This window comes from Couchioplanes azureus, from assembly GCF_014648355.1.
In the GTDB taxonomy this organism is placed as follows: Bacteria; Actinomycetota; Actinomycetes; order Mycobacteriales; family Micromonosporaceae; genus Actinoplanes; species Actinoplanes azureus.
In genome coordinates this window covers 246,992-271,509 of sequence record NZ_BMQY01000002.1, presented here as the reverse complement: position 1 = coordinate 271,509, position 24,518 = coordinate 246,992, and the positions used below count along the sequence as shown (strand labels likewise).

Sequence of the window (24,518 nt, the reverse complement as noted above, 5' to 3'; positions counted from 1 at the left end):
GGCGTCACCCCGCCCCGACGCAGATCGCCACCGGGCCCGCGGTGCCCGCCAGCACCGTGCTGTGCAGGTTCAGGTCCCCGGACCGCAGCGTCGTCCAGCCGTCCCGGGCGCCGGCCACGGTGAGCGGCGCGGACGGCGGCTCACCGAGCTTGGCCAGCACCTCTCGGCAGGTCCAGATCCGGAAGGCGGCGGTGGCGGCGTCCCCGCCGGCCACCCGGGCGGCCCGGGCCGCGACCGCCGTGTCCGCCGGGGACAGCGGGGGCGCCGCCGGGCCGATCCCGGCCCAGTCCACCCCGACCCGGCCGGGACCGGCGGCGACCAGCAGATGATCGCCGAGGTGGCTGGCCGACACGGCGCCCGTCCCGGCGCTCACCAGGCGGCCGTCGCCGGCGTGGGTGACCGGCGAGCCCGCCAGCCAGCCGGCCACCGCGGCGGTGTGCTCCGGATCGGAGCGGTCGGCCCGGGCGGTGACCAGCTCCACCGGCGGTGCCGACGGCTGCCGGGCCAGCGACCGGGTCAGGTACGCCCCGGCCACCTCCAGCGGCCACCGGGGGAGATCGATGGCCCGGACGGCGCGCAGCCGCAGGCCGGTCCAGTCCTCCACGGGCGCGCCCGCCGGGTCGGTCACCGTGAGGTCGAAGACGAAGCCGGTCGCGTCCTGCGACCGCTGGCGGGCCGAGACGAGCAGCCGGCCGGCCGGTGCCCGGTGCATCCGGATGCGGTCCACGCCCACCGGCAGCACCATCCGGTCCGGCACGCAGGCCTGCAGCAGGTGCAGGAACGCGTCGCGCGCCCCCGGGTCGCCCAGGCGCAGGCGCTGGTCCAGGAACGCCGAGAACCACGGCTGGCCCGCTTCCGCGTCGACGACGCCGACGCAGCCGTACGCGCCGATCGCGCGGTAGCCCCGGACGCGCCGGAAGCGGGGTCCGTGGAAGAACAGCGGGCCGTACAGGTGCGCGGCCGGCAGGTCGGCGCCGGGCAGCACGGCGGCCGCCGGGACCGGCTCGGTGACCGGGCCGCCGTAGCGGGCGGTGAAGTGATCGGTGGCGAAGCCGGTCTCGTCGCTGCGCAGCACCACGTCGGCCGAGCCGTCGTCGCGGGTCAGGGCGGCCACCCGCAGCGTCCGGCGGTCCCGGTCGCCGACGGTGACCGGGTGGCTGAGCCGCACGCCGGTGAACTGCGCCGGCCCGGCGTCGCCCAGCAGCGCCCCGGCGCACTGGGCCATCGCCTCCAGCCCCAGCACGGCCGGCAGCACGGCGGCTCCGTCGATGCGGTGGTCGCCCAGGTAGGGGTCGGTGCCGGTGGACAGGTCGACGGCCGCGACCAGCTCGGTGCGGGGCGTGTGGACGAGCGGGGTCTCCGGGAACCGCCCGCACGGCGCCGCGTCACCACCGTGCCAGCGCAGCACCGGCCCGGCGGGCAGCCGGCCGGTGACCAGTACCGTGGGCGGCAGGTCCGGCGTGGCGAGCAGGCGCAGCAGGGTGGCCACGCCGGCGTCCACCGGGATCGGGTCGAGCCCGCGCCGGATCAGGCCGTCGAGGACGCCCAGGCGTACGCCCATGCCGGTGCCCGCCCACGCCGACCATTCGACGTTGAGCCACCGGACGCCGGGATGCTCCGCGGCCAGGTGCGTGCAACGCCGGGCCAGCCACTCGTTGGCCACCGCGTAGTGTGCCTCGCCGGCCAGCCCGGTGCGGGCGATCACCGAGCCGAAGGTGACCGCGCACCGTAGCTCGACGAGGTCGAGGGCGGCCAGCACCCGGTCGAACCCGTCCGCCTTCGCCGCGGCGGCCGCGCGCATGGCCGCGGCGTCGAGCTCCGGGATGAGCACCGGCACGTTCTGCCCGGCGGCGTGCAGCAGCGCCCGGACCGGGCCGTGGCGCCGGCGCACCTCGCCGAGCACCGCGGCGACCGCGCCGCCGTCGGTGATGTCGACGGCGTGGTAGGCCGCGTCCGTCAGCCGGGAGAGGGTGGCACGCACCGCGGGATCGGTGTGCGGGGCCCGGCCGAGCAGGACCATCCGGGCGCCGGTCAGGCCGGCGAGCGCGACCGCGCATTCCGCGCCGATGCCCTTGGCGCCCCCGGTGACCACGCAGACCTCGCCGGGACCCAGCGGGATGCGCCCGGGGTCGGCCGCCGCGAGCGGCACGGGCGCCAGCTCCGGCACCGTGCGCCGGCCGTCGGCGTCGAGGACCACCTCCGCGTACGGCGCCAGCTCGCGGCGTGCCTCGGCGGCGGCCCGGGCCACGCCGGCCGGGTCCGCGGGCGCCTCGACCACCAGGACGGGGATCCGCGGTTCCTCGGCGGCCAGGCTGCGGCCGACGGCCGCGCCGACGCCGCCGTGGTGCACGACGACCAGCGGTGCGCGGTCCCGGTGCGCGGCCTGCAGGGCGGTCACCACGTCCTCCGGCGCCGGCTGCGCGGGCCACGGCGGGACCGCGAGCAGGTACGCCGGGGCGCCGTCGCCGGAGTGGCCGAAGGCGGCGCGGATCTCGTCGGCCAGCGGATGACCGGCGAGGTCGCCGACCACGGTGAAGGACCGGGGGACCCCAGCGGCGCCCGGCGCCGGCTGCGGCACGAGCAGCGGGGCGAACGCCCGTACCCAGCCGGCCACCCCCGCCGGGGGAGCCTCCCGCTGGTCCGCGGCGGGCAGGTCGGCGACGGTACCGGCCAGCTCGCGGACCGTCGCCGTGCTCAGCGCCAGCGGCGCGGCCGGCATGGCCCGGCCCAGCCGCGCGGCCACGGCGGCGGCGATCTGGGTCACCCGCAGGGAGCTGAGATGCAGCTCCGCCAGCAGGCGCGCGTCCGGCGCGACGGTGTCGGCGTCCAGCTCCAGAGCCTCCGCGACGCAGGCGACGGCGACGGACAGGGGATCGTCGCCGGCCACCTGCGGACCGGGCGGCCGGTCCGCACCGGCCGGCTCGGGCCCGGGCGGTGCCCCCGGTACGGCCTCGCAGGGGTTGGTCAGCAGCACGCGGTCGCGGTCCAGGTCGTACGGCCTGGTGAACCGGCCCGCGAACCAGGGCGCGAGGGTGCCGCAGCGGCCCGCGGCGAACAGCGCCGCGGTGACCGACGCGGCACCCTCGGCCGACGGCGACCCCGCGTCCAGGGAGACGGTCGCGGGCCCGGCCAGCCCGGCCATCATCCGGCCCGGTCCGACCTCGACGAACAGGTCGGCGGAGAGCCGGCCGAGCGCCTGGGCGAAGCGCACCGGCGCGGTCAGCTGCCGGACCAGCAGTTCCACCAGGTCCTCGCCGGCCAGCCAGTCGCCGGTGACGGTGGAGGCCACGGGCCGGCGCAGCGGGCGCCACCCGAGCGCCGCGGCGGCGGCCTTGAGCCGGGGCGCGGCCGGTTCCATGGCCGGTGAGTGGAAGGCGTGCGCGACCGGCAGCCAGGTCGCGCCGATGCCCGCGCGGGCCGCCGCGTCGACGACCCGGCTCACCTCGGCGCGGCCGCCGGACACCACGGTCCGGCGCTCGCCGTTGTCCGCGGCGATCACCACGTCGGTGCCCCGCAGCAGGGCGGCCGCGGTGTCCGGATCGGTGTGCAGGTTCGCCATGCCGGCCGGAGCGGGGTCGGCCTCGGCCATGGCCGCGCCGCGGACCGAGGCCAGCAGGTAGGCGTCCGCCTCGCGCAGCGCGCCGGCCCAGACCAGGGCGCCGAGCTCGCCGAGGCTGTGCCCGGCCGCCTGGTCCGCGTCGGCGCCGATCGCGGCGAGCCAGCGCAGTCCGGCGAGGATGCCCCGGATGATGGCCGGCTGGGCGACGTCGGTGCCGGCGGTGGCGTGCGGGTCGCCGGGGAGCGCGAGCCGCTCGTCGTACCCGGGTGGCAGGCTGCCCAGCAGGTGGCCGAGCGCGCCCGGTCCGGAGTAGCAGGGCGCCGCCTGCCCGGGGAACAGCACCGCGACGCGGAGCCGGTCGGGGCCGCCCACGAAGACCCGGCGCAGCGGATCGACGAGCGCGCTCCCGCCGGCGGCCAGATGGTCACGGGCCTGCCGGGCCGCGGCCGCCAGCTCGTCCGGGCCCGCGACCGCGGCGGCGAACCGGTACGGCGCGTCCACCGGGGTGCCCGCCAGGGTCGCCGCGAGATCACCCAGCTCGCCGCGGGTCAGCGTGCCGCTCACTGCGGCGATCCGGGTCAGCCTCGCGACCAGCGCCTGCGGGTCGGCGGCGGCGCACACCACCACCTCGTGGTCCGGGTGCGGGGCGGCGAGCCGCTGGTGGACGGGGGCCAGCCGGCGGCGCCGGGCGACCGCGGCGCCGCCGACGACCACGTGCACGTTGATGCCCCCGAAGCCCATCGCGCTGACCGCGGCGTGCCGCCGGCCGGCCGGCCACGGCCGTGCCTCGCCGAGGATCTCCAAGCCGGCACCGGGCGCGGTCAGCAGCGGATGGGGCTCCGCGCACCCGGTGGTCGGGGGCAGCACGCCGTGGTGGACCGCCAGCACCGCCTTGAGCAGGCCGGCTACCCCGGCCGCCGCCTTGGTGTGCCCGATGTTGGCCTTGATGCTGCCCAGCGCCGCCGGGCGGCCGGCGCTGCGGCGCAGCTCGCGCAGCGCCTCCAGCTCGGCCTGGTCGCCGACGGCGGTGCCGGTGCCGTGCCCCTCGATCAGGGCCACCGTCGCGCAGTCGACCCGGGCGTGCTCGTACGCCCGGCGCAGCGACAGGCGCTGACCGGCCGACTCGGGGCGGGTCAGGCCACCGCTGCCGTCCGACGACATCCCCCAGCCCAGCAGGTGGCCGTACGTGCGCAGCCCGCGGTCGCGCGCGAACGACTCCCGGCACAGCACCAGCACGCCGCAGCCCTCGCCGGGCAGGAAGCCGGTCGGGCGCCGGTCGTACACCCGCATCTCGCCGCGCGCCAGCGCGCCCACCCGGGCGAATCCCACCAGCTCGAACGGGTCCAGGCTGAGGTCCACGCCGCCGGCGAGCGCGACCTCCAGCCGGCCGTCGGCCAGCGCCGTGGCGGCCGTGGAGACGGCCAGCAGCGACGAGGCGCACGCACCGTCCACCGTGTACCCGAAGCCGTGGAAGTCGAAGTGGTTGCACACCCGGCCGGCGATCGTGTTGGCCAGCGCGCCGGAGAGGGTCTCGTCGGACGGCTCCGGGAACGGCGCCTTGTACGCGCGCTCGATCGCCGCCATCAGGCCGGCCTGCTCGCCGGCCGGGACCGCGGAGCCGGCCAGCGCGGCGAGCACCGCCTTGCGGACGTACGGCCAGCGGGTGCGCAGCGTGGCGGCCCGGGAGAACTCGCCGGTCAGCGAGTTGCCCAGGACCACGCCGGTGCGGGCGCGGTCCAGTCCGTCGCCGTGCGGGAACCCGGCGTCGGCGAGGGCGGCCGCGCTGACGTCGAGGGCCAGCCAGTGCGTGGTGTCCACCGCCCGGAACGCCGGGCCGGCCACGCCGAAGCGCTGCCGGTCGAACGTCCAGTCGCTGATCAGCCCGGCCCGGGTGACGTACGTCTGGTCCGCGCTGTCGCCGCCGTACTCGGCCAGCGGGAGCCGCCCGGGCGGCAGCCGGCGGAAGGACTGCCGCCGCGCCATGACGTTCTGCCACAGCCGGTGCGGGGAGTCGGCCTCCGGGTAGCGGCACGCCATCCCGACGACGGCGATTCTCTCGGCCATGCTGGTCCTCCTAGCCGGCGACGGGGGCCGCCTCCGGCGCCGGGGCCGCGACGGGTGGCGGCTGGGACGGCGCCGTGGCCCGGTCCCGGCCGCGGCGCGCCTCGCGGATGCCGGTGACGAGGAACCGGCCGGCGCAGACGAGGGTCAGCGCGTAGAACAGCCCGAAGGTGATGTGCATCGCGACCAGGACGCCGTAGACCCCGGCCGCGGCCGCGCCGAACAGCACCTGGTCGCGGGGGCGTGCGGGGGAGGTCTGCGGGTCGGTGATCATGTAGTTGGTGAACAGGATGAAGGCGACGCCGCTCATCACCAGCAGCCCGGACGCCAGCGAGTCCGGCCCGATCGTCGCCCGGATCACCGCCTGGACGACGAACCCGCCGACCCAGCCGAGGATCAGCGGCATCCGCCCGGTGAGCTTGGCGTTGATCATGGTGCCGGCGACGAGGATCAGGGCCGGGATCGTCCAGTCGACGATCGACCCGGTGTTCTCCGTGAAGTGGTACGGCGGTGCGATGGCCACCCAGCTGAACAGCACCAGGGTGGCGCTGATCCCCAGGTTGCTCGGGTTGAAGAAGTGCTTCGGCACGCCGCCGATCCGCAGGCGCAGCAGGTACTTGCTCGCGATCGCGACGGTCACGGCGAAGACGGTGGGCATGAGGCGCTGGTTGCCGTACAGCAGCATCGCGCAGGCGAGGGCGGCGATGTGCGCGGGCAGCAAGAAGTTGATCATGTTGACCGGGCCGCCCCGGTAGCGGGCCGGCCGGTGCTGGGCCCAGGCGTCCGCGGTCTCCAGGACCAGGCTCAGGGCGTAGGACACCAGCAGCGCCACGATCGGCGTCAGATAGGCCTGTTCGAAGCCCAGCCACGCGTGTCCCAGGATGGTGAACACGGTGATGGACACGGCGAACCGGCGCAGCGCGGTCAGTCCCTTGGCGGATCGGGTGGGCACGGAAGTCATGGTCATCGCCTCCTGCGGCGTCGGGGCCGGCTGCGTCAGGCGCCGAGGGTCAGGTCGTGCCAGCCGGGTGGCAGCGTGCGGGTGATGGTGTGCAGGCCGGCGGCGTCGCGCCAGGTGACCGCGACGGACGCCGGGCCGCCGGCCGCACCGAGCCCGAAGAGCAGCTCGGGCGCGTTGACGCCGGTGTGCCCGTTGGCGGGATAGAGCTGCGAGCGCAGGACCGTGCCGTCGGCCCGGGTGACGGTGACCGAGGCGCCGACGGCCGGCCGCGCCCGGCCCGACGCCCCGGTTCCCGGCAGCAGCGGCCGCAGGCCCAGGAACGCGCGCGGCGCCGCGGTGTTGTGCAGGAACTGCGAGCGGGCCCACTGGTTGGCGATCAGCACGTCCGGGCGTCCGTCGTGGTCGACGTCGCCGACCGCGATGCCGCGGCTCGGCCCGGGGTTGTCGATGCCGAGCTGGCGGGCGATGTCGACGTAGCGGCCGTCGGCGCCGCGGACGAAGAACGGGTCCCGCTCGCGGCCGGAGATGTCGGTGCCCGCCTCGAAGTTCGGCCAGGCCTGCGGGAACCGCAGCAGGTCGTCGTTGGCCATGGCGAGCTCCTGCAGGTTGGCCCAGCGGTTGATCCGGCCGCGCACGAAGCCGACCGCCTGGACCAGCTCGTCGGTGCCGTCGCCGTCGAAGTCGGCGGCCTTGACGTCCCAGCCCCAGCCGCTGCGGGACAGCCCGAGGGCCTCACTGTCGTCGCGGTAGGGCGCGTGGCCGTCCCGCAGTGGGCCCGTACCGGTGCTCACGAACGCGAAGTTGCTCTCCTCCAGGCCGCGCTGCACGGTGATGTTGCTGACCACCAGGTCCGGCCGGCCGTCGGTGTCGATGTCGGTGAAGGCCACGCCCATGCTCTTGAACGAGTCGTCGCCCAGCGCCTTGGACTTGGGAGTGCCGACCTCGCGGGCGCCGCGGAGCTCCGTGAAGGCCACCCGGCCCGGCGTGGACCGGTTGTGCAGCAGCTGGTCCGGCCCGAAGTCGTTGGCGAGGTACAGCTCGGGCAGCCCGTCGCCGTCCAGGTCCTGCGCGCCGGTGGCCAGGGTCCAGGACCGGGACTGGGTACGGCTCAGCGCCGCCGACGCGTCCGCGTAACGCGGCACCCCCACGCCCCCGACGGTCTCCACCCGCTCGAGCCGCAGGATCCGGTTGGTCCCGGCGTTGGCCGCCTTGGACATCGAGTCGTGCATGCGCATGTGCGGGTCGTCGGCGGCGGTGCCGTCCAGCACCCGGGCGCCGTCCGGGAAGTAGTTGCCCACCACCAGGTCGAGGTGGCCGTCGCCGTCCAGGTCCACCACGTTGGCCGTGGAGCTGTTCCAGATCTCGCCGGGGTGGGGCGCGACGTCGGCGCCGCGGAAGGCGTCCGGTGCCAGCGGCGCGCCGGGCCGGCGCAGGTAGGCGATCGGCGTCCGGCCCCAGAAGTGCACGAGCACGTCGGTCCAGCCGTCCTCGTTCAGGTCGGCGGGCACGCAGCCCATCGGCGCGGTGCTCGCCGCGTCGAAGGCCAGCCCGGCCGGTACGAGCGGGAAGACCGGGAAACGGCCAAAGGATGACGGCACGGGCCGGACGGTGACCGAGTCGTCGCGCGGGTCGACCAGGCACGCCTCGGCGCTCAGCCCGTCGCCGTCCAGATCGCCCAGTCCGGCGGCGGCGCCCACCGCGGAGATCCAGGCCCGGATGTGCTCGAGCGCCGGCTGCACCACCCGCTGGCTACGGGCGCGCGCGGGGTCCCCGTTGACGTCCTCGATCGCGAAGGCGAACCGCTTCGCCAGCGCCGCGGTGTCGGCGGCCGGCGCGGCCGGTACCCGGGTGAACCAGCCGGCTCCCACGCACAGTGCCGCGGCGAGCACGGCCACCAGCGCCGTCCGTCCACTCTGTCGTGCCTTCATGCCACGTCCTCCGCTCCCGCCTTGCCGACCGCGGTCGCGGTCGCCAGCCGCTGGATGCGCAGCCGCCACTCGCGATAGTCGTCCGCGGTCCGGTCCGGTCCGGTCAGGCCCTGCCGGGCGGTCCAGGTCCATTGCGCGGCCACGGCCGGCGGGACGCCGGTCAGGATGGGCACCGCGACGTCGGCGTGGCCGGGCGTGCAGCCGCTCAGCCGCCACGCCTCCGCGCCGAACGCGGCGCCCTGGGCGGCCGCTGCCCGATGCTCCGCCGCCCGCTCGGCGAGCCGCCGGTAAGTGTCGGCCCCGACACCGCCGGCGTAGACACCGGCGAGGGCGATCCCGCTCCACAGGTCGCCGTGGTGCCGGGCCGGCATCGTGGCCACCAGGACGGCCAGCCGGTCCGGGTTGCCGCAGGCGCGGAACCAGAGGGAGCGGCCCACGCCCTGGTACTCGATCTCGCAGACCGCGGAGCAGCGGCGGGCGTGCGTGCGCCAGCGGTCGAGGGCCCGCGGCGTGGCGAAGAACGCCTCGCAGAACCCCTTGCCGTCGTACGCCAGCCAGCGCAGCAGAGGCGCCCCGGCACCGATCCGGCCGAGCCGCCGGCGCCGGAGCTTGGCCAGGGCCCAGCCGCTGCCGACGTGCAGCAGGTACGCGTACCGGCCGCCGTGCGCCGCGTGCAGCGCGGCCGTGCGCCGCATCCCGGTGACCCGGCCCGCGTCCAGCAGCGTGGCGGCCATGGCGGCTCCCTCGGCGGCGAGGCCACGCCGGTGCGCGGGCACGTCCGCGAGGTCGGGTGCGTCGTCCGGGGCCGTGGCCAGCTCGGCGTTGAAGCCGTCCAGGAAGGACCCGGCCGCCGCCTCCAGGGTGGCCCGGGTCTGCGCCGGTCCGGTGGCGAAGCCGCGCACCTGGAAGTCGACGAGGGAGTGCTCGAGCACCAGCGGTCGCCGCCAGCCCAGTCGGCGCGGCGCGGTCTTCGGTCCGGTCATGTTCGCCCCTCCCGGCAACATTCGGCCCGAAGCCAAGCACGGCCGGGTTGACCGCTTCTGGATCGTCCTGGACTGCACTGGACAGCCGGCGCCAGACACAGAGCACGGCCCCGCGGGGCGGGACCGTGCTCTGCCGGGTGGGAGTGGAGGTCAGTTCCAGGGCATGGTGGGGAACGCTCCGAAGCCGAACATCGAGGGGACGCGGACGTCCCAGTACACGACCAGGAACGTGCCCAGCGCGATCAGGGCGACGCCGGCGACCCGGACGGCCCGCTCGGGACGCCGGGGACGGCCGGCCCGGCGGGCGGAGGTGGCGTGGGCGACCAGCGCGATCGCCCCGGCGAGCACGGCGACGAGGAGCACGTTGCCGAGCGACTGCCAGGTCAACGCCAGGGCGCCGTACAGCGGGTTGCGGGTCTCCGCCGCGTACTCGAGCAGCTTGTCGAACAGCGGGTACGGGCGCCCGACGAGGAAGCCGCCGATGAGCGCGCCGAGCGTCACCAGCCTTGCCCGGGGGCGGCGGGCGAACGGGTCGGGCACCACGCCGAGGGTGCACAGTCCCAGGTAGACGAACGCCAGGCCGATCAGCCCGAACACGACGAACGACTGGACCAGGCGGACCGGCACTCCGTTGCTCAGGACGCGGTCGGAGAGCTGCGGAAGCCGGTCGCCGAGCAGGACCGCGAGGAAGCCGTACCCGGCGGAGACGGCGACCATGCCGGCGGTCAGCCAGCCGAGCCCGGTCAGTGCCGCGCGCGCACGGCTGGTGGTGCCCCCGGCGAGCTGCGGCAGCGCGCCGAAGACGGCGATGTTGCAGGCCGTGAAGGTGCCGGCGAGACCGGACACGAAGGCGAACACGATGCCGGCCGCCGCCCCGCCGATCGCGGTCTCCTTGGCGTCGTAGCCCAGCAGGGTGTTGGCGGTGTTGTCGCCGATGACCCCGTCGACGAACCGGTACGACCAGACGAGGGCGAGGATCACGCCGAGCACGACGCCGACGGTGACCGGTACGAGGCTCGGCGGGCGGGAGGTCTCGGCGACGTCCGGGGTCTGCACTGGTCGCTCGGACAGGCTCATGGCGAAACGTCCTCTCGTACCGTGTCGAACAGGGTGTCGAAGAGCTCGATGCGCCGCGCGGACAGCGGCACGGTGAGGTGCAGGTGCCCGGGCGCCGGCGGTGCCGGGACGGGCGCGGGGGCGGGCAGCAGTCCGCGGATGCCGCGCTCGGCGAGCGTCCGCCCGGCGGCGCCGTCCGCGTCGGCGACCACCACCCAGGGAATGTCGGGATGGCCCGGCTCGACCGCGAACCCGGCCGTACGGAGCCGCTCGGCGAACCGCGGCTTCACCGTGCGCACGCGCCGGCGCAGCGCGGCCAGCGGGTCCCCGGCGGCCAGCACCCGCAGCGCGGCCTGCAGCGCCAGCTCGCCGATCAGCATGGGCGTCACCAGCTCGCGGACCCGGACGGCGAGCGCCGACGAGCAGACCGCGAAACCGGCCCGCAGCCCGCCCCACGAGTACGCCTTGGTGAAGCCGCGCAGCACGATCAGGTTCCCGGTCTCGCCGACCACCGTGGCGGCGCTGCCGGCCGGGCCCAGATAGGCCGCCGCGCTCTCGTCCACGACGACGGCCGCGCCGGCCTCCGCCGCCGCCCCGGCGAGGCGTACCAGGTCGGCGAGGCCGAGGATGCTGGCGTCGAACGCGGGCCGGTCCAGGTGCACCACGGCGGGCCGCACCCGCCGGATCTCCGCCGCCCATGCGGCCACCGTGGCCGGTCCGGCGGTGATCTCGACGTCCGCGCCGCCGAACGCGGCCCAGGCCTGCAGGTCCGGATGGGTGTGCGCGGGCGCGAGGACCGGCCCGCCGGCCGCGAGGCCGGCCAGGTCCCGCAGCAGCGAGGTCACGCCCGCGCCGAAGTAGAGCTGCGCCGGCGCCACGGTACGGCCGAAGTACCGGCTGACCACCGGCGCGCCGCGCCGGCTGCCGAAGGGGTCGTCGACCGGGTAGTGGCCGGCCACCTGGTCCGCCGTGGCGGCGAGCCCGGCCCAGACCGCGGCGGGTGCGGGGTCCAGCAGTTCCGTCTCGTCGTCGGCGTACCGCAGGTCGAGCCGGGTGCCCTCCGCCGCCTCGCCCCAGCCGGTGACCGCCAGGGAGCCGGGCGGCGCGACCAGTGCGCGGGCCACGAGCAGCGCGCCGGGTGGGGCCGGTGCGTCCGGGGTGGACGTGAGCTCCACGTGCGTGACCCGGAAGCCCGCGCCGCGGACGAGCGCGGCCAGCTCGGTGGGGTGGTAGTAGCGGATCGGGCCGGCGCGCCCGGTCAGCGGGTCGAAGCCCGCGGCCTCACCGGCCGTGGCGGCGGCCTGATCGAGGACGAGCACGCCGTCCGGCCGCAGCCGGCGCCGGATCTCGGCCAGGAGACGCCGGTGTGCCGCCTCGTCGCCGTGCCAGCGCCAGTCGGCGCAGACGACGGCGTCGGACTCGGGCGTACCGGATTCCGGCGGCCAGACGCTGATCGTCCGGCCGGGCCGGGCGAGCGCGGCCGTCCACGGCGCCGCGTCCCCGGCGGCGAGCAGGACGCGGGCACCGGTGAGCCACCGGTCGATGTCGCCGGCGCGCATCAGCGGCCGGCCAGGATCTTGCGCAGGGTGGGGCCGCTGCCGTCGGTGAGCGCGTCGTCCGACGGCTCGTACAGGCAGAACCGGTGCCCCGAGGGGTCGGTGAACCGGATGGTGCGGCCGATGTCCTTGGCGCCGACGCCGCGGCCGGTGAAGGTCAGCCCGGCGGCGGCCAGCTCGGCGGTGCTGCGGTCGATGTCCGGGGTGTGGAAGACGAGCAGGTACGTGTCGTACCGCACGGGCCGGCCGTCCACGGCGAGCGGGGCCGGCTCCAGCACGATGGGCACCGAGCCGGTGGCGAAGGCGGGCGCCGCCGGATCGGGTTGCCGCAGCCCCAGCACGTCGCGGTAGAAGGACACCGACGCGGCCGCGTCGGCGACCCGCAGGCGCAGCTCGGCGACCGTCGCGGGCCGCTCGCCGAGCCGGAAGTGATGGCCGTGCGGATCCGTCGTCAGCGTCGTCCCGCCGGTGCACGCGATGGTCAGCCCGTCCGAGCCGGACCGGGCGAACCGGGAGGCGGGGGAGAGGTTGAGCGACAGGATCACGGAACCCGCGTCGTACTTGACGACGCCGTGGCGGTGGTGGGGGTCCTCGTCGGTCTCGATGACGGCAAGGCCGAGCCGGTGCTCCAGGAAGGACCGCTGGGCCGTCAGGTCGTGTGCCTCGAGGAAGACGTACAGCAGTGCCAGATCTCGGAAAGTCACCGGAACTCCTCGCTGTCCGTACCTGCGCAGAGCGTAGGCAGGGGACGTCCGGACGGCTTCTCCTCGCTTGCTTCGTTCGGGTTTGCGGGTACCCGGACCGCCCGTCTAGTGCCACTCTGGTCAGGACGGACGTACTCACCAGAAGGAGTACCTATGATCACCGGATCCCATGTGGTCCTGTACAGCGCCGACGCGGACGCGGACCGTGCCTTCCTCCGCGACAAGCTGGGGCTCGCCGCGACCGACGGCGGAGGCGGCTGGCTCATCTTCGCGCTTCCCCCGGCCGACGCGGCCCTGCACCCGGCCGAGAGCGTGCCGCGGGGGGAGACGGGCGATCTCAGCGAGTTCTACCTGCTGTGCGACGACGTCAAGGCGACGATCGCCGAGCTGCGGGAGAAGGGCGTCGACATGCCCGGCGACGTCGACGACAAGGGCTGGGGGCTGCTCACGTCGATCCCGCTGCCCAGCGGCGGCCGGATCGGCATGTACGAGCCGCGTCATCCGTCCGCGCACGGCTGAGGTGTGCCGGGCGGGACCGAGAGTCAGGCGGGCGCACCGGAGCGCGTCGCGTGCGGCGTGATGTCCGGGCGCCCGCATCCACAGGGGCGCCGGCGGCTACTGGAACCTGCTCCGGAGCATGCCGCCCTTCTCGTCGAGCGACCGGTGCTCGACCATCTTGCCGTCGCGGAAGGTGACCACGTCCTGCCCGGTGAAGCTGACCTTCCGGTTCGACGCCGCCCGGCCGAGGAACCGGCCCCGGTGGGTGCCCTCCAGCTTCCAGCGGAAGGTGACCGTGTCGCCGTCGGACGTCATCTCCTCGATGCTGTACTTGCCGTCGGGGAACGCCGCGCGGAGATGCTGGATCTTCAGCTTCAGGCCCAGCCTGTCGCGGGAGGTCCCGGGCATCGGCGTCTTCTCCAGATCCGCGACGTCCTCGACCAGCTCGTCGACGATGTCGACCTCGCCGGAGTTGAACGCCTCGGTCATCCGCCGGATCGCGCGTTCGTGGTTCTTCTGCCTTTCTGCCTGCGTCATCTCCCAACCTCCTCGATGTGCCGATATCGCGGAGCCTAGGTGTGACGTGGGGAAATGGCTTCTCCCACCTTGCTTGCTCAGTTGATTGTCTGTGCATCAAAGACTTTCGATGGCAGGTCGGCGCGGTCGGCGGCCACCTTGATCCGCTCCAGCAGGCCGAGCTGCTCGTCGAGCGGGGGCTGCCGCACGTTGGTGAACAGCACATGGTCGACGGCGAGGTCCGCGAGGTGCCGGAGATCCTCGGCGACCTGGTCCGGCGAGCCGCCGAGGAAGGGACGGCCGGGACCCAGGTCCGCGGGTGTGATCGGGGTCGCGGCCCGGACCACGACCGACAGCCGGCCGGGGTCGCGCCCGGCCCGTGCGGCGGACGTCCGGAACCGGTCGATCGCCGCGGTCAGCCGCGCGAGCGACATCGACGTCGGGTTGAAGCCGTCGGCGATCCGGGCGGCCCGGTCGATGGCGGCGGGGGCGGCGGCACCCACCAGGAGCTGCGGGCCCCCGGGGCGGTGCGGCTTGGGGTCGATGTGCGACGGCGGTATCCGGTAGTAGGGACCGTCGTGGGAGACCGGGTCTGGCGACCACGCCGCGCGCAGCGCCGCCACGAAGTCCTCCAGCCGGGGGCCGCGCTGCGCGAACGGCACGCCGGCGGCCTCGTACTCCTGCCGCATCCATCCCTGGCCCAGGCCGACGACCAGGCGTCCGCCGCTGAACCGGTCCAGTGTGGCCAGCCGGCGCGCCATCGGGATCGGATGGTGCAGCGGCGCGGTCAGGACGCTCGTGCCCAGCCTGAGGCCGGTGGTGCGGGCGGCGACGAAGGACAGGGTGTCGAGGGGTTCGAAGGTGGTCCGGTAGTACATCGGCAGGGGCCGCGGCGGACCCGGCGGCTGGGCGACGTCGCCCGCCGGGTAGAGCATCCGCTCGTGGGTCCACACCGCGGCGTAGCCCATGGCCTCCGCCTCCCGGGCCATCCGGACGATCGCGGCCACCCCGGCGTGCGGCCCCGAGGTCAGCAGGTCGATTCCCAGGTCCATCCTCGGTCCCTCACCGGGCGGCGCACTCGGCGTCGGCTTCGCAGAGCGCCCGCGCGATGGTCTCGCAGTGCGCGGGTTCCAGCCGCGGGTTGGTCTGGACGAAGGCGATCCGCTGGAGCAGGCCGAGGCTCTCGTCCATGAAGCCCGGCGGATACTCGCGATCCGAGCCGGCCCAGGGATCGTGGCGGGGATCGATGCCGACCTTGGCGACCATGGCCCGGAAGTTCGTCGCCCAGTGCGCCCCGGTGGTGGGCAGATACCGGTCCGTGCTCATGGCCGCGTAGCAGTGCTCGATCTCGCCGCCGGCGAACAGCTCCCGCGACGTCGTGACGTGCCGGATCCCGCGGGCCCGCACCGCGCGGACGAACGCCTGGCAGGCCCGCTCGTCGTCGAAGATGAGCGGGGTCATCCACCCCGAGTCGCCCGCCGGGTCGTTGCCGGGCACCCGCCGGTACGTCCGCGCCGGCCCGGCCGCGCCGAAGATGAGGTCCCGTGCGACCCGCAGGCGGCCGAGCAGCTCGTCGAGGCGCTCGAGCTGGGCCAGCGCCACCGCCCCGGTGAGCTCGTTCATCCGCAGGCCGGTGGCGGGCATGATCCGGTCGCCGACCTCGATGCCGCGCTTGCGGGCCGGGAAGGTGCGGCCGCCCGTGTAGAGCACCGCGAACTGATAGAGCTCGTCCGAGTTCGTCGCGAGGAAGCCGCCGTCCCCGGCGGCCAGGAACTTCATGAACTTCGTGCTGAAGGCGGACGCGTCGCCGATGCTGCCCACCCGGCGGCCGCGGTAGCTCACGCCCACGGCCTGGGCGTTGTCCTCGACCAGCGCGATGCCGTGCCGGTCGGCGAGCGCCCGCAGGCCGCCCAGGTCGCAGGCCGCGCCGAAGAGGCTGACCGCCATCACCGCGCGGGTCCGCGCGGTGATGTTGCGCGCCACGTCGGCGACGGAGAGGCCGAGCGTCTCGTCCACCTGGGCGACGACCGGTACGGCGCCGCACAGGATCACCGCGTCGGCGCAGCCGACCCAGGTGACGGCCGGAACGATGACCTCGTCGCCGGGGCCGACGCCGATGCCCAGCAGCGCCGCGGTGAGCGCGGCGGAGCCGGACACCGTCGCGTGCACGTGCTTCACCCCGAGCAGCGACTCCGCGGCCTCCTCGAAGCGCCCGACGAACGAACGGGCGGCGGGGATCTCGTAGCGCCAGAGCCGCTTGCTCCGCAGGGCCTCGAGCACGTAACGCTCCTCGGCCTTGCCGGTGAGATCCGCGCCCGTACTCGTGTACGGGACGTCCAGATAGTTGCCCAGGCCCGCCGACCGCAGCGCGGACTCGTAGCGGTCGCGGCCGACGGCGTCGCGGAGCAGGGACAGGACGACCGCCACCGCGGGCGGCGCCGCCGTGCTCGTGAGCTGCCGGACCACCTCGGCGATCTCCTCGTCGTCCTTGGTGACGAACGCCTTGCAGAACTCGTCGTAGGCCTCGTCGCCGGCGAGGGCCGCATAGGCGGCGAGCTGCAGGTCCTTGACCGCCTTGCCCGGTTGCGCCGGGCCGCCGTCCCCGGCCTCGTGCCCGGCCAGGGCGGCGAGCGCGGCACGGAGGTCCTTGAAGTCCATGGTGTCCTCCTTCCCCGGGTGTCAGAGGTCCGCGCCGAGGATGCGCCGGATCTCCGCGCCGCTTGGCCCGGCCATGGTCTCGTCGGAGGGTTCGCACAGGTAGTAGCGGTAGCCGCCGGGGTCCTCGAAGGAGGCGGTGGCCCCGATCCGGGACACCACCGGCTCGCCGCCGAAGGCGAGCCCGCGCGCGGACAGCTCGGCGGTGGAGGCCTTCAGGTCGGCGGTGTGGAATCCGAACGCGACGCCCTTCGACCCCTCGGTGGCCACCTTGTGCAGTGCCGCGTGCTCGCCCTCGCCGACGTGGTGGGTCGTCAGGAGAACCCCTCCGGCGTCGTACTTAACGACGCCGTCGGCGACGCTCGTCACCCCGCGGTGGCAGGTGTTCGTCTCCATCGGTACGAGACCGAGCATGCGCTGGTAGAACTCCTCCGTCGCGTGCAGGTCCCGTACGTAGAGGAAGACGTAGAGCAGCTCCTGGTGGTCGTCGCCGGGCTTGCGGTGCCCGGCGGAGGCCTCGCGCAGCGCCTCGACCTTGCGCCCGCTCGGCCAGCCCATCGCCGGTTCGGACACCTCGTAGAGCGACAGCCAGTGCCCGTCCGGGTCGTAGAACTCCGCCATCGTGCCGGCCCGCGACGTCTGGGTGGGACGCAGCCGGCCGCCGCGGTCCTCCATGGCGGCCCGGGTCCGGGCCACGTCGTCGACCAGCAACGCCAGGGTCAGGGACCGGTCCGGCTCGCCGAGCGCGACGGCGGAGTCCGGCGCGCTCTGCAGGCTGAGGATGACGTGGCCGACCGGATAGCTCACCGACGTGTCGTCCGGATCGAGGGCGCGCAGGCCGAGGACGTCCTCGTAGAACCGCCGGGACGCGGCGAGGTCGCGGACGAGGAGGGTGACGTACATCAGGCGCGATTTCGTTAGCATCGTTCCGGCTCCCGACCCTCGATGAGGCTGTAACCGTGCTTGGTCGACGTGATCCCGGCCAACCGCAGACCCGCGCGACGGAAGAGGTCCGCGAAGTCGGCCGCCGTGCGCTCGCGGCCGTGGCAGCCGACGAGCATCAGCAGGTCCATCAGCAGGCCGGGGCTCGGCGCGTTGCCCGGCGGCAGGACGAACTCCACGACGAGCAGACGCCCGCCCGCCCGCAGGGTGCGCCGGCAGTTCGCCAGCACCTCGACCGCCTCGTCGTCGCCCAGCCCGTGCAGCACGCTCTTGAGGACGTACACGTCGGCCGCCGGCAGCGGCCGGTGGACGTCCCCGGCCACCGCCTCGCAGCGGTCGGCGACGCCGGCCCGGGCGAGCACCCGGCGGGCCTCGTCGAGCACGCGCGGCTGTTCCACCAGTACGCCCCGCAGGCCCGGCCGGTCACGCAGGACGGCGGCGAGCAGCTCGCCGCGGCCGCCGCCGACGTCGACGACCACCTCGGCGCCGGTGAGGTCGTGCCCGGCGATCGCACCCGCGACCGGTGCGGTGTGCCGCGACATCATCGCGTCGAACACCGCACCGGACTCGGGATGCGCGGCGAGGTAGGCGAAGAACTCCTGACCGAACAGGTGCTCGAACGCGGGCTCGCCGGTGCGCACGCTGTGCTCCAGGGCGCCGAACGCCTGGTAGCTGACGCCGCCGGACCAGAGTGCGAACGGGAGCACCGATCGCGGATGGTCCGCACGCAACAGTTCGCCGAGCGGGGTCAGGGAGAACCGCTGGTCGTCGTCCGCGGCGACGATGCCGTGGCCGGCGAGCGCGCGCAGCAGCCGGTGCAGCGCATCGGGATGGGCGCCGACCTCCTTCGCGAGCTCGGCGCTGTGGCGGGGCCCGTCGCCCAGCCGGTCCGCGACGCCGAGCCGCGCCGCCACGTGGACGGCCTGCTGGAGCTGGTTGCCGACGAGCAGCCGGGCGAGGGTCTGGGCGGCGGACGTCGTCGGTGCCGACGGGCTGGTCATCGTGACGGCTCCCCCTGATCGCCGGGTGCCGCGATCGTATGCAGACGAGTCGGGCGAATCTTTCTCCTCGCTTGCTCTCTCGCGGTGACCCGGCTCAGGGCACGAGTACGAGCCTTCCGCGCACTCCGCCGGCGGCGAGCCGCTCGTGGGCCTCGGCCACCTGGGCCAGCGGCAGCGTCTGCGCGACCCGGAGCGTCAGGTGACCGGCCCCGGCCAGGGCCGCCAGCTCTTCCAGCCGGGCGCCGTCGGCATGGACCTCCTGCACCACCACCTGGGTGCCGCGCAGCGGCGGCGGCGCGAACGGCGCGACCAGCGCGACGAAGACCCCGCCCCCGCGCAGTGCCTCGTGCGCACCGATCCCGGCCACGGCGGCGTCGATCACCGCGTCGACGCCGCCGGGGACCAGGTCCCGGACCGCGGCGCCGAGCCGGTCCGTCGGCGCCACCACGTGCTGCGCGCCCAGTCGCCGCAGCAACGGCTCGTCGGCGGCGCCGGCGGCCGCGACCGTCCGGATGCCCCGGAGGGCGGCGAGCTGCAGGACGATGCCGCCCACGCCGCCGGCGGCGCCGGTGACCAGGAGCGTCTGCCCGCGCCGCAGCCCGGTCAGCTCCAGCGACCGGTCCGCGGTCAGCCCGGCCAGCGGCAGGGTGGCGGCCTCGGCATCACTGGCGTTCGCCGGGGCCGCAGCGACCGCGCCCTCGTCCAGCACCACCTGCTCGGCCTGGGTGCCGGCCGCGGAGAGCAGGTCGCGCAGCCCGATCACCCGGTCGCCGGCGGCGAAGCGGGTGACCCCGGGCCCGGTCGCGGTCACCTCGCCCGCGACGTCCCAGCCGAGGGCGACGGCGGGCGCCGGGGCGAGCAGCCCGGCCTCGGTGATCCGGCCCGCCCGGGTGGAGAGGTCGATGCGGTTGACCGCGGCGGCGGCCACCCGGATCAGCACCTGCCCGGGGCCGGGCCGGGGTGCGGGGACGTCGGCGATTTCGAGAACTTCGGGGCCGCCGAAGCGGCGGACGATGACTGCTTGCATGCCGTCGACGCTAGGAAGATTAGGGTGCATCGGTAAGAAGGCACCTGCAAGTGCCTGGGGCACCCGGAGGTACGCATGACCACCGTCTCCGCCGCCGAGCGCCGGGAGCGGGCGCGCCGGGCGTACAACGCCAACCTGGCCGGGTGCCCGGGCCACGAGCTGTTGTCGGCGCTGAGCGACAAGTGGCTCACGCTGGTGGTCAGCGCGCTGGCCGACGGTCCGCTGCGGCACGCCGACCTCGCCCGGGAAGTCGCCGGGGCCAGCCAGAAGATGCTCACCCAGACCCTGCGCAAACTCGAGCGCGACGGCCTCGTCAGCCGTACCGTCACGGCGTCGGTGCCGGCCCGGGTCGACTACGCGCTGACCCCGCTCGGCGAGGCGCTGGTGCCGCTGCAACGCGCGATCAAGCAGTGGGCGGAGACCCACATCCCCGAGGTCCACGCCGCGCGGAAGCGGTACGACGCGGCGCAGTAAACTTGATTTATTCCAGACTAGGGGCCTATGGTCGTCGGGTGACGTCCGACTTCGAGGCGCAGCTCCGGGCGGTCTCGTTGCGCGTGACCCGGCCCCGGCTGGCGGTGCTCGCCGCGCTGCGCGACCACCCGCACGTCGACACCGACACGGTGATCGCGCTGGTCCGGGCCGATCTCCCCACGGTCTCCCACCAGGCCGTGTACGACGTGCTGCGGGCGCTCACCGACGCCGGTCTGGTGCGGCGCATCCAGCCGGCCGGTGCCACCGCGCGCTACGAGTCGCGGGTGGCCGACAACCACCACCACGTCGTGTGCCGCTCCTGCGGCGCGATCGCCGACGTCGACTGCGCCGTCGGCCACGCTCCCTGTCTCACCGCCTCGGGCGACCACGGCTTCGTGGTCGACGAGGCAGAGGTCGTCTACTGGGGCACCTGCCCCGACTGCGCGACCGACCGCACGCCCCAGAGATCCGAGTAGCAGTTCGGAAGGAAAGACAATGAGCCAGGACAACGTCCCCGCCAGCGCGCAGGGCGTGGACCAGAAGGCTGCCGCCGGCTGTCCGGTCGCGCACGACTCCGTGACCGCGCACGGCAGCGAGAGCGAGAACCCGGCAATCGACTCGCCGACCCCGAAGACCGGCGGCCGTCCGCGCACCAACCGGGACTGGTGGCCCAACCAGCTCGACCTGTCGGTGCTGCACGCCCACTCGTCCAAGGGCAACCCGCTGGGGGAGAACTTCGACTACGCCAAGGAGTTCGCCAAGCTCGACGTCGAGGCCCTCAAGCGGGACATCGTCGAGGTGCTCACCACCTCGCAGGAGTGGTGGCCGGCCGACTTCGGCCACTACGGCGGGCTGATGATCCGGCTGAGCTGGCACGCCGCGGGCACCTACCGCATCCACGACGGCCGCGGCGGGGCCGGCGACGGCAACCAGCGGTTCGCCCCGCTCAACAGCTGGCCCGACAACGCCAACCTCGACAAGGCCCGCCGGCTGCTCTGGCCGGTCAAGCAGAAGTACGGCCAGAAGATCTCCTGGGCCGACCTGCTGGTGCTCGCCGGCAACGTGGCCCTGGAGTCGATGGGCTTCAAGACCTTCGGCTTCGCGTTCGGCCGTGCGGACGTCTGGGAGCCCGAGGAGATCTTCTGGGGCCCGGAGGACACCTGGCTCGGCGACGAGCGCTACCTCGGCGACGCCAAGATGGCGGACGAGTTCGGCGCCACCGAGATGGGCCTCATCTACGTCAACCCCGAGGGGCCGAACGGCAACGCGGACCCGCGGGCCGCGGCGTACTTCATCCGCGAGACCTTCGGCCGGATGGCGATGAACGACGAGGAGACCGTCGCCCTCATCGCCGGCGGCCACACCTTCGGCAAGACCCACGGCGCCGCCCCCGCGCAGGGCCACGTCGGGCCGGAGCCCGAGGGCGCCCCGCTGGAGGCGCAGGGCCTGGGCTGGCTGAGCAGCTACGGCAGCGGCAAGGGCGCCGACACGATCACCAGCGGCCTCGAGGTGACCTGGACCGACCGGCCGACGCAGTGGAGCAACCGGTTCTTCGAGATCCTCTTCGGCTACGAGTGGGAGCTCACCACGAGCCCCGGCGGCGCCAAGCAGTGGGTCGCCAAGGACGCCGAGGAGATCATCCCGGACGCGCACGACCCGTCGCGCAAGCACAAGCCGACGATGCTCACGACGGACCTGTCGCTGCGCTTCGACCCGGCGTACGAGAAGATCTCCCGCCGTTTCCTGGAGAACCCCGACGAGTTCGCGCTCGCCTTCGCCAAGGCCTGGTACAAGCTGCTGCACCGCGACATGGGTCCGGTCAGCCGCTTCCTGGGCCCCTGGGTCCCGGAGGCCCAGCTGTGGCAGGACCCGGTGCCGGCCGTCACCCACGAGCTCGTGGGCGACGCGGACGTCGCCGCGCTCAAGGCCAGGGTGCTGGAGTCCGGCCTCACCACCGCCCAGCTGGTCTCCACCGCCTGGGCCTCCGCCGCGAGCTTCCGCTCCACCGACAAGCGCGGCGGTGCCAACGGCGCCCGGATCCGGCTGGAGCCCCAGCGCAGCTGGGAGGTCAACCAGCCGGAGCAGCTCGCGACGGTGCTGAGCACCCTCGAGGGCATCCAGCGCGAGTTCAACTCCGCGGGCGGCGCGCAGATCTCGCTCGCCGACCTGATCGTGCTGGCCGGCTCGGCCGCCGTCGAGAAGGCGGCGCGCGACGCGGGCGTCGAGGTGACCGTCCCGTTCCACCCGGGCCGCACGGACGCCACCCAGGAGCAGACCGACGTCGAGTCGTTCCGGGTCCTCGAGCCGCGTGCCGACGGCTTCCGCAACTACCTGCGGTCCGGCGAGAAGACCCAGCCGGAGGTGCTGCTCGTCGACCGGGCGTACATGCTGGACCTGACCGCGCCCGAGATGACCGTCCTCATCGGTGGTCTGCGCGCGCTGGGCGCCAACGTCGGCGGCTCGCGCCACGGCGTCCTCACCGACCGGCCCGGCGTGCTCAGCAACGACTTCTTCGCCAACCTGCTCTCCCCGGGCACCCGGTGGAAGGCGTCGGAGTCCGAGGAGCACGTGTACGAGATCCGGGACGTGGCCACCGACGAGGTGAAGTGGACCGCCACCGCGGTCGACCTCGTCTTCGGCTCCAACTCCCAGCTGCGGGCCCTCGCCGAGGTCTACGCCAGCGAGGACGCCCGCGACAAGTTCGTGGCCGACTTCGTCGCGGCCTGGACCAAGGTCATGGAGCTCGACCGGTTCGACCTGGCCTGATCCCGGCCCGGTCCCGGCGCGGCCGGCGGAGCGACGCTCCGCCGGCCGCGCCGTCCGGCATCCGGCGGGGCGATGTCCCGCACCTCGCCGCCGGCGAGATCTCGGTCGTCGCCCGCCGGGACACGGATCGATCCGCATCGCTCGTTCTCCGGGAGCCCTTGATCACGGCGAGACCACGGCGTACGCGCGGACCGGCAGCGTGCCGAAGTCGCGTACCCGGGGCGGGGCCGCGTGCAGCCGAGCCCCGGTGACCGGCAGACCGGCCAGCCCGGTGAGGTGTTCCAGCACCGGGATGTCCGCCCGGAGCAGGATCGAGTGGGCCGGGCGCCGGCCGCCGCCGTGGGTGTCGTCGATGTTGACGCTGTCGATGCCCACGAGGCGGGCGCCGGCGTCGACCAGCAGCTCGGCGGCCTGCTCGGTGAGGAACGGTGCGGGGTCACCGTACGCCTCGGTGCCCCAGTGGCGGTCCCAGCCGGTGTGCAGCAGCACCGCCGTGCCCGCGAGCTCCAGGCCGGCCAGGGCCTGCGGTCCCACGCCGCGCTCCCGGCTGTCGGTGAGCCGCACGACGACCGCCGGCAGGTCCGCGACGGATTCCAGGGGCAGGCCGGCGAGGTCGGCCCCGTCGGCATAGCGGTGGAAGGGACTGTCCAGGTAGGTGCCCGTGTTGCCGACCATGCTCAGGCGGTCGATGGCGAACTCGACGCCCGGCGCGTAGTGGGCGCGGGAGTCCTCGCGGGTCAGGTGGGGAGTGATCTCGGGCCCCGGCAGCCCGGGATACGTCGTCATGCCGGCGGTGATCACGTGGTTGAGCTCCACCAGCCGGGCGGCCGCCGCCGGTGTGCCGGCCGGCGGGACACCGCGCGAGCCCTTGTGCGGCTCGGCCACCACCTCCGAGCGCAGGATCCGTACCCGGTCCACCATCAGCAGGCCGAGATGGCGGATCAACAGGTCGCCCAGCTCGTCGTCGGTGACGGCGGGGCCCGGGATGTCCAGCCGGAAGCCCTGCGTCTGCAGGCCACCCTCGTTGAGGAAAGTCACCTCGGCGTCGAACACCGCGCGGTACTGGGTCATGCAGCCATGATCCACCAGCCCGGCAAGGGGCGGAAGCGGCCGCGGGCCACGGGACGGTGATTGGCCGTCGACCGGCGCGGGCCGCCGTGACAGCGTCGGCCCATGATCACGGTTGGAGCGGTGCTCGGGGTCGCCATGGTCGCGCTCGGGATGGTCCTCACCCCCGGGCCCAACATGATGTACGTCGTGTCGCGCAGCATCACCCAGGGCCGCCGGGCCGGGCTGGTCTCGCTGCTCGGCGTCGGCGTCGGCTTCCTCTGTTACGTCGCCGCCACGGCACTCGGGCTGTCGGTCGTGTTCACCGCCGTGCCGCAGCTGTACACCGCGGTCAAGTTCGCCGGCGCCGCCTACCTGGGCTGGCTGGCGTGGCAGGCGGTCCGGCCCGGCGGCACGTCGGTCTTCGCGCCGGTCGACCTGCCGCCGGACTCCGACCGGCGGCTCTTCGTCATGGGGCTGATGACCAATCTGCTCAACCCGAAGGCGGCCATCATGTACGCCTCGCTCATCCCCCAGTTCATCGACGTACGGGCGGGCCACCTCGTCCTGCAGGGATTCCTGCTCGGCGGCACGCAGATCCTGGTGAGTCTGCTGGTCAACGGCGTTCTGGTGCTGGCGGCCGGCGGCATCGCGGTCTTCCTGGCGAAGCGCCCGGGCTGGCTGCGGGTGCAGCGGCACGTGACCGGCACCGTCCTCGGCCTGATCGCGGTGCGGCTGGCCACCGACCGTACCCCGGCGGCCGCCGCCTGACGGCGGCAATCCG

At 74.7% G+C, this 24,518-nt stretch carries 19 protein-coding genes; 5 read left to right on the top strand and 14 right to left on the bottom strand.

Annotated elements, in window-relative coordinates; genetic code table 11:
• Window positions 1-4 precede the first annotated feature (4 nt).
• The 7 genes from IEY99_RS08420 to IEY99_RS08390 form a co-directional block, all read right to left on the bottom strand.
• Window positions 5-5,623 (bottom strand): type I polyketide synthase, encoded by a 5,619-nt coding sequence (locus tag IEY99_RS08420; RefSeq protein ID WP_189201127.1) that lies wholly within the window; start codon window positions 5,621-5,623, stop codon window positions 5-7.
• Window positions 5,624-5,633: 10 nt separating this feature from the next.
• The gene (locus IEY99_RS08415; RefSeq protein ID WP_373293325.1) at window positions 5,634-6,581 is read right to left on the bottom strand and encodes an RnfABCDGE type electron transport complex subunit D; all 948 of its coding nucleotides are present in this window, start codon (window positions 6,579-6,581) and stop codon (window positions 5,634-5,636) included.
• Between the two features lie 35 nt (window positions 6,582-6,616).
• On the bottom strand, window positions 6,617-8,509 hold the full coding sequence (locus IEY99_RS08410; RefSeq protein ID WP_189201123.1) for a CRTAC1 family protein: 1,893 nt from the start codon (window positions 8,507-8,509) through the stop codon (window positions 6,617-6,619).
• A complete protein-coding gene (locus IEY99_RS08405) occupies window positions 8,506-9,492 on the bottom strand; it encodes a DUF1702 family protein (protein ID WP_189201121.1) in 987 nt (328 codons plus the stop codon). Before IEY99_RS08405 ends, IEY99_RS08410 begins: the two co-directional genes overlap by 4 nt.
• A gap of 150 nt (window positions 9,493-9,642) precedes the next feature.
• Entirely contained in the window at window positions 9,643-10,569 is a 927-nt protein-coding gene (locus tag IEY99_RS08400) for a hypothetical protein (RefSeq protein WP_189201119.1), read from the bottom strand.
• Window positions 10,566-12,107: an aminotransferase class I/II-fold pyridoxal phosphate-dependent enzyme gene (locus IEY99_RS08395; protein ID WP_189201117.1), complete on the bottom strand. Its 1,542-nt coding sequence runs from the start codon at window positions 12,105-12,107 to the stop codon at window positions 10,566-10,568. Before IEY99_RS08395 ends, IEY99_RS08400 begins: the two co-directional genes overlap by 4 nt.
• Window positions 12,107-12,808, bottom strand: a complete 702-nt coding sequence (locus IEY99_RS08390) for a VOC family protein (protein ID WP_189201115.1) — start codon at window positions 12,806-12,808, stop codon at window positions 12,107-12,109. The genes IEY99_RS08395 and IEY99_RS08390 overlap by 1 nt, the downstream gene beginning before the upstream one ends.
• A gap of 153 nt (window positions 12,809-12,961) precedes the next feature.
• Here IEY99_RS08390 and IEY99_RS08385 point away from each other — a divergent pair, with 153 nt between their 5' ends.
• Entirely contained in the window at window positions 12,962-13,327 is a 366-nt protein-coding gene (locus tag IEY99_RS08385; RefSeq protein WP_189201113.1) for a VOC family protein, read from the top strand.
• A 96-nt stretch (window positions 13,328-13,423) separates the two neighbouring features.
• Here IEY99_RS08385 and IEY99_RS08380 read toward each other — a convergent pair whose 3' ends face one another.
• From IEY99_RS08380 to IEY99_RS08355, 6 genes are all read right to left on the bottom strand, one after another.
• Complete coding sequence (locus IEY99_RS08380) at window positions 13,424-13,843, bottom strand: ester cyclase (RefSeq protein ID WP_189201110.1); 420 nt, start codon at window positions 13,841-13,843, stop codon at window positions 13,424-13,426.
• A 77-nt stretch (window positions 13,844-13,920) separates the two neighbouring features.
• Window positions 13,921-14,874 carry a TIGR03619 family F420-dependent LLM class oxidoreductase gene (locus IEY99_RS08375; RefSeq protein WP_189201108.1) on the bottom strand — a complete coding sequence of 318 codons (954 nt, stop codon included), beginning with the start codon at window positions 14,872-14,874 and terminating at the stop codon, window positions 13,921-13,923.
• A 10-nt stretch (window positions 14,875-14,884) separates the two neighbouring features.
• Window positions 14,885-16,480 (bottom strand): DegT/DnrJ/EryC1/StrS family aminotransferase, encoded by a 1,596-nt coding sequence (locus IEY99_RS08370; RefSeq protein WP_189201106.1) that lies wholly within the window; start codon window positions 16,478-16,480, stop codon window positions 14,885-14,887.
• A 21-nt stretch (window positions 16,481-16,501) separates the two neighbouring features.
• Window positions 16,502-17,401 carry a VOC family protein gene (locus IEY99_RS08365; RefSeq protein ID WP_189201104.1) on the bottom strand — a complete coding sequence of 300 codons (900 nt, stop codon included), beginning with the start codon at window positions 17,399-17,401 and terminating at the stop codon, window positions 16,502-16,504.
• Window positions 17,395-18,420, bottom strand: coding sequence for a methyltransferase (locus IEY99_RS08360; protein WP_189201102.1), 1,026 nt, complete (start codon window positions 18,418-18,420; stop codon window positions 17,395-17,397). Before IEY99_RS08360 ends, IEY99_RS08365 begins: the two co-directional genes overlap by 7 nt.
• 94 nt (window positions 18,421-18,514) lie before the next feature.
• Window positions 18,515-19,447 carry an NADP-dependent oxidoreductase gene (locus IEY99_RS08355; RefSeq protein ID WP_189201100.1) on the bottom strand — a complete coding sequence of 311 codons (933 nt, stop codon included), beginning with the start codon at window positions 19,445-19,447 and terminating at the stop codon, window positions 18,515-18,517.
• A gap of 75 nt (window positions 19,448-19,522) precedes the next feature.
• Here IEY99_RS08355 and IEY99_RS08350 point away from each other — a divergent pair, with 75 nt between their 5' ends.
• The 3 genes from IEY99_RS08350 to katG are packed head-to-tail and all read left to right on the top strand — an operon-like array spanning window position 19,523 to window position 22,687.
• On the top strand, window positions 19,523-19,921 hold the full coding sequence (locus IEY99_RS08350; protein WP_189201099.1) for a winged helix-turn-helix transcriptional regulator: 399 nt from the start codon (window positions 19,523-19,525) through the stop codon (window positions 19,919-19,921).
• Between the two features lie 38 nt (window positions 19,922-19,959).
• Complete coding sequence (locus IEY99_RS08345; RefSeq protein ID WP_189201097.1) at window positions 19,960-20,397, top strand: Fur family transcriptional regulator; 438 nt, start codon at window positions 19,960-19,962, stop codon at window positions 20,395-20,397.
• A 19-nt stretch (window positions 20,398-20,416) separates the two neighbouring features.
• Entirely contained in the window at window positions 20,417-22,687 is a 2,271-nt protein-coding gene (gene katG / locus IEY99_RS08340; protein WP_189201095.1) for a catalase/peroxidase HPI, read from the top strand.
• Window positions 22,688-22,849: 162 nt separating this feature from the next.
• Here the strand turns inward: katG and IEY99_RS08335 are convergent, their stop codons facing one another.
• Entirely contained in the window at window positions 22,850-23,758 is a 909-nt protein-coding gene (locus IEY99_RS08335; RefSeq protein WP_189201093.1) for a cyclase family protein, read from the bottom strand.
• Between the two features lie 102 nt (window positions 23,759-23,860).
• Here IEY99_RS08335 and IEY99_RS08330 point away from each other — a divergent pair, with 102 nt between their 5' ends.
• Window positions 23,861-24,505, top strand: coding sequence for a LysE family translocator (locus tag IEY99_RS08330; protein ID WP_189201091.1), 645 nt, complete (start codon window positions 23,861-23,863; stop codon window positions 24,503-24,505).
• Window positions 24,506-24,518 lie beyond the last annotated feature (13 nt).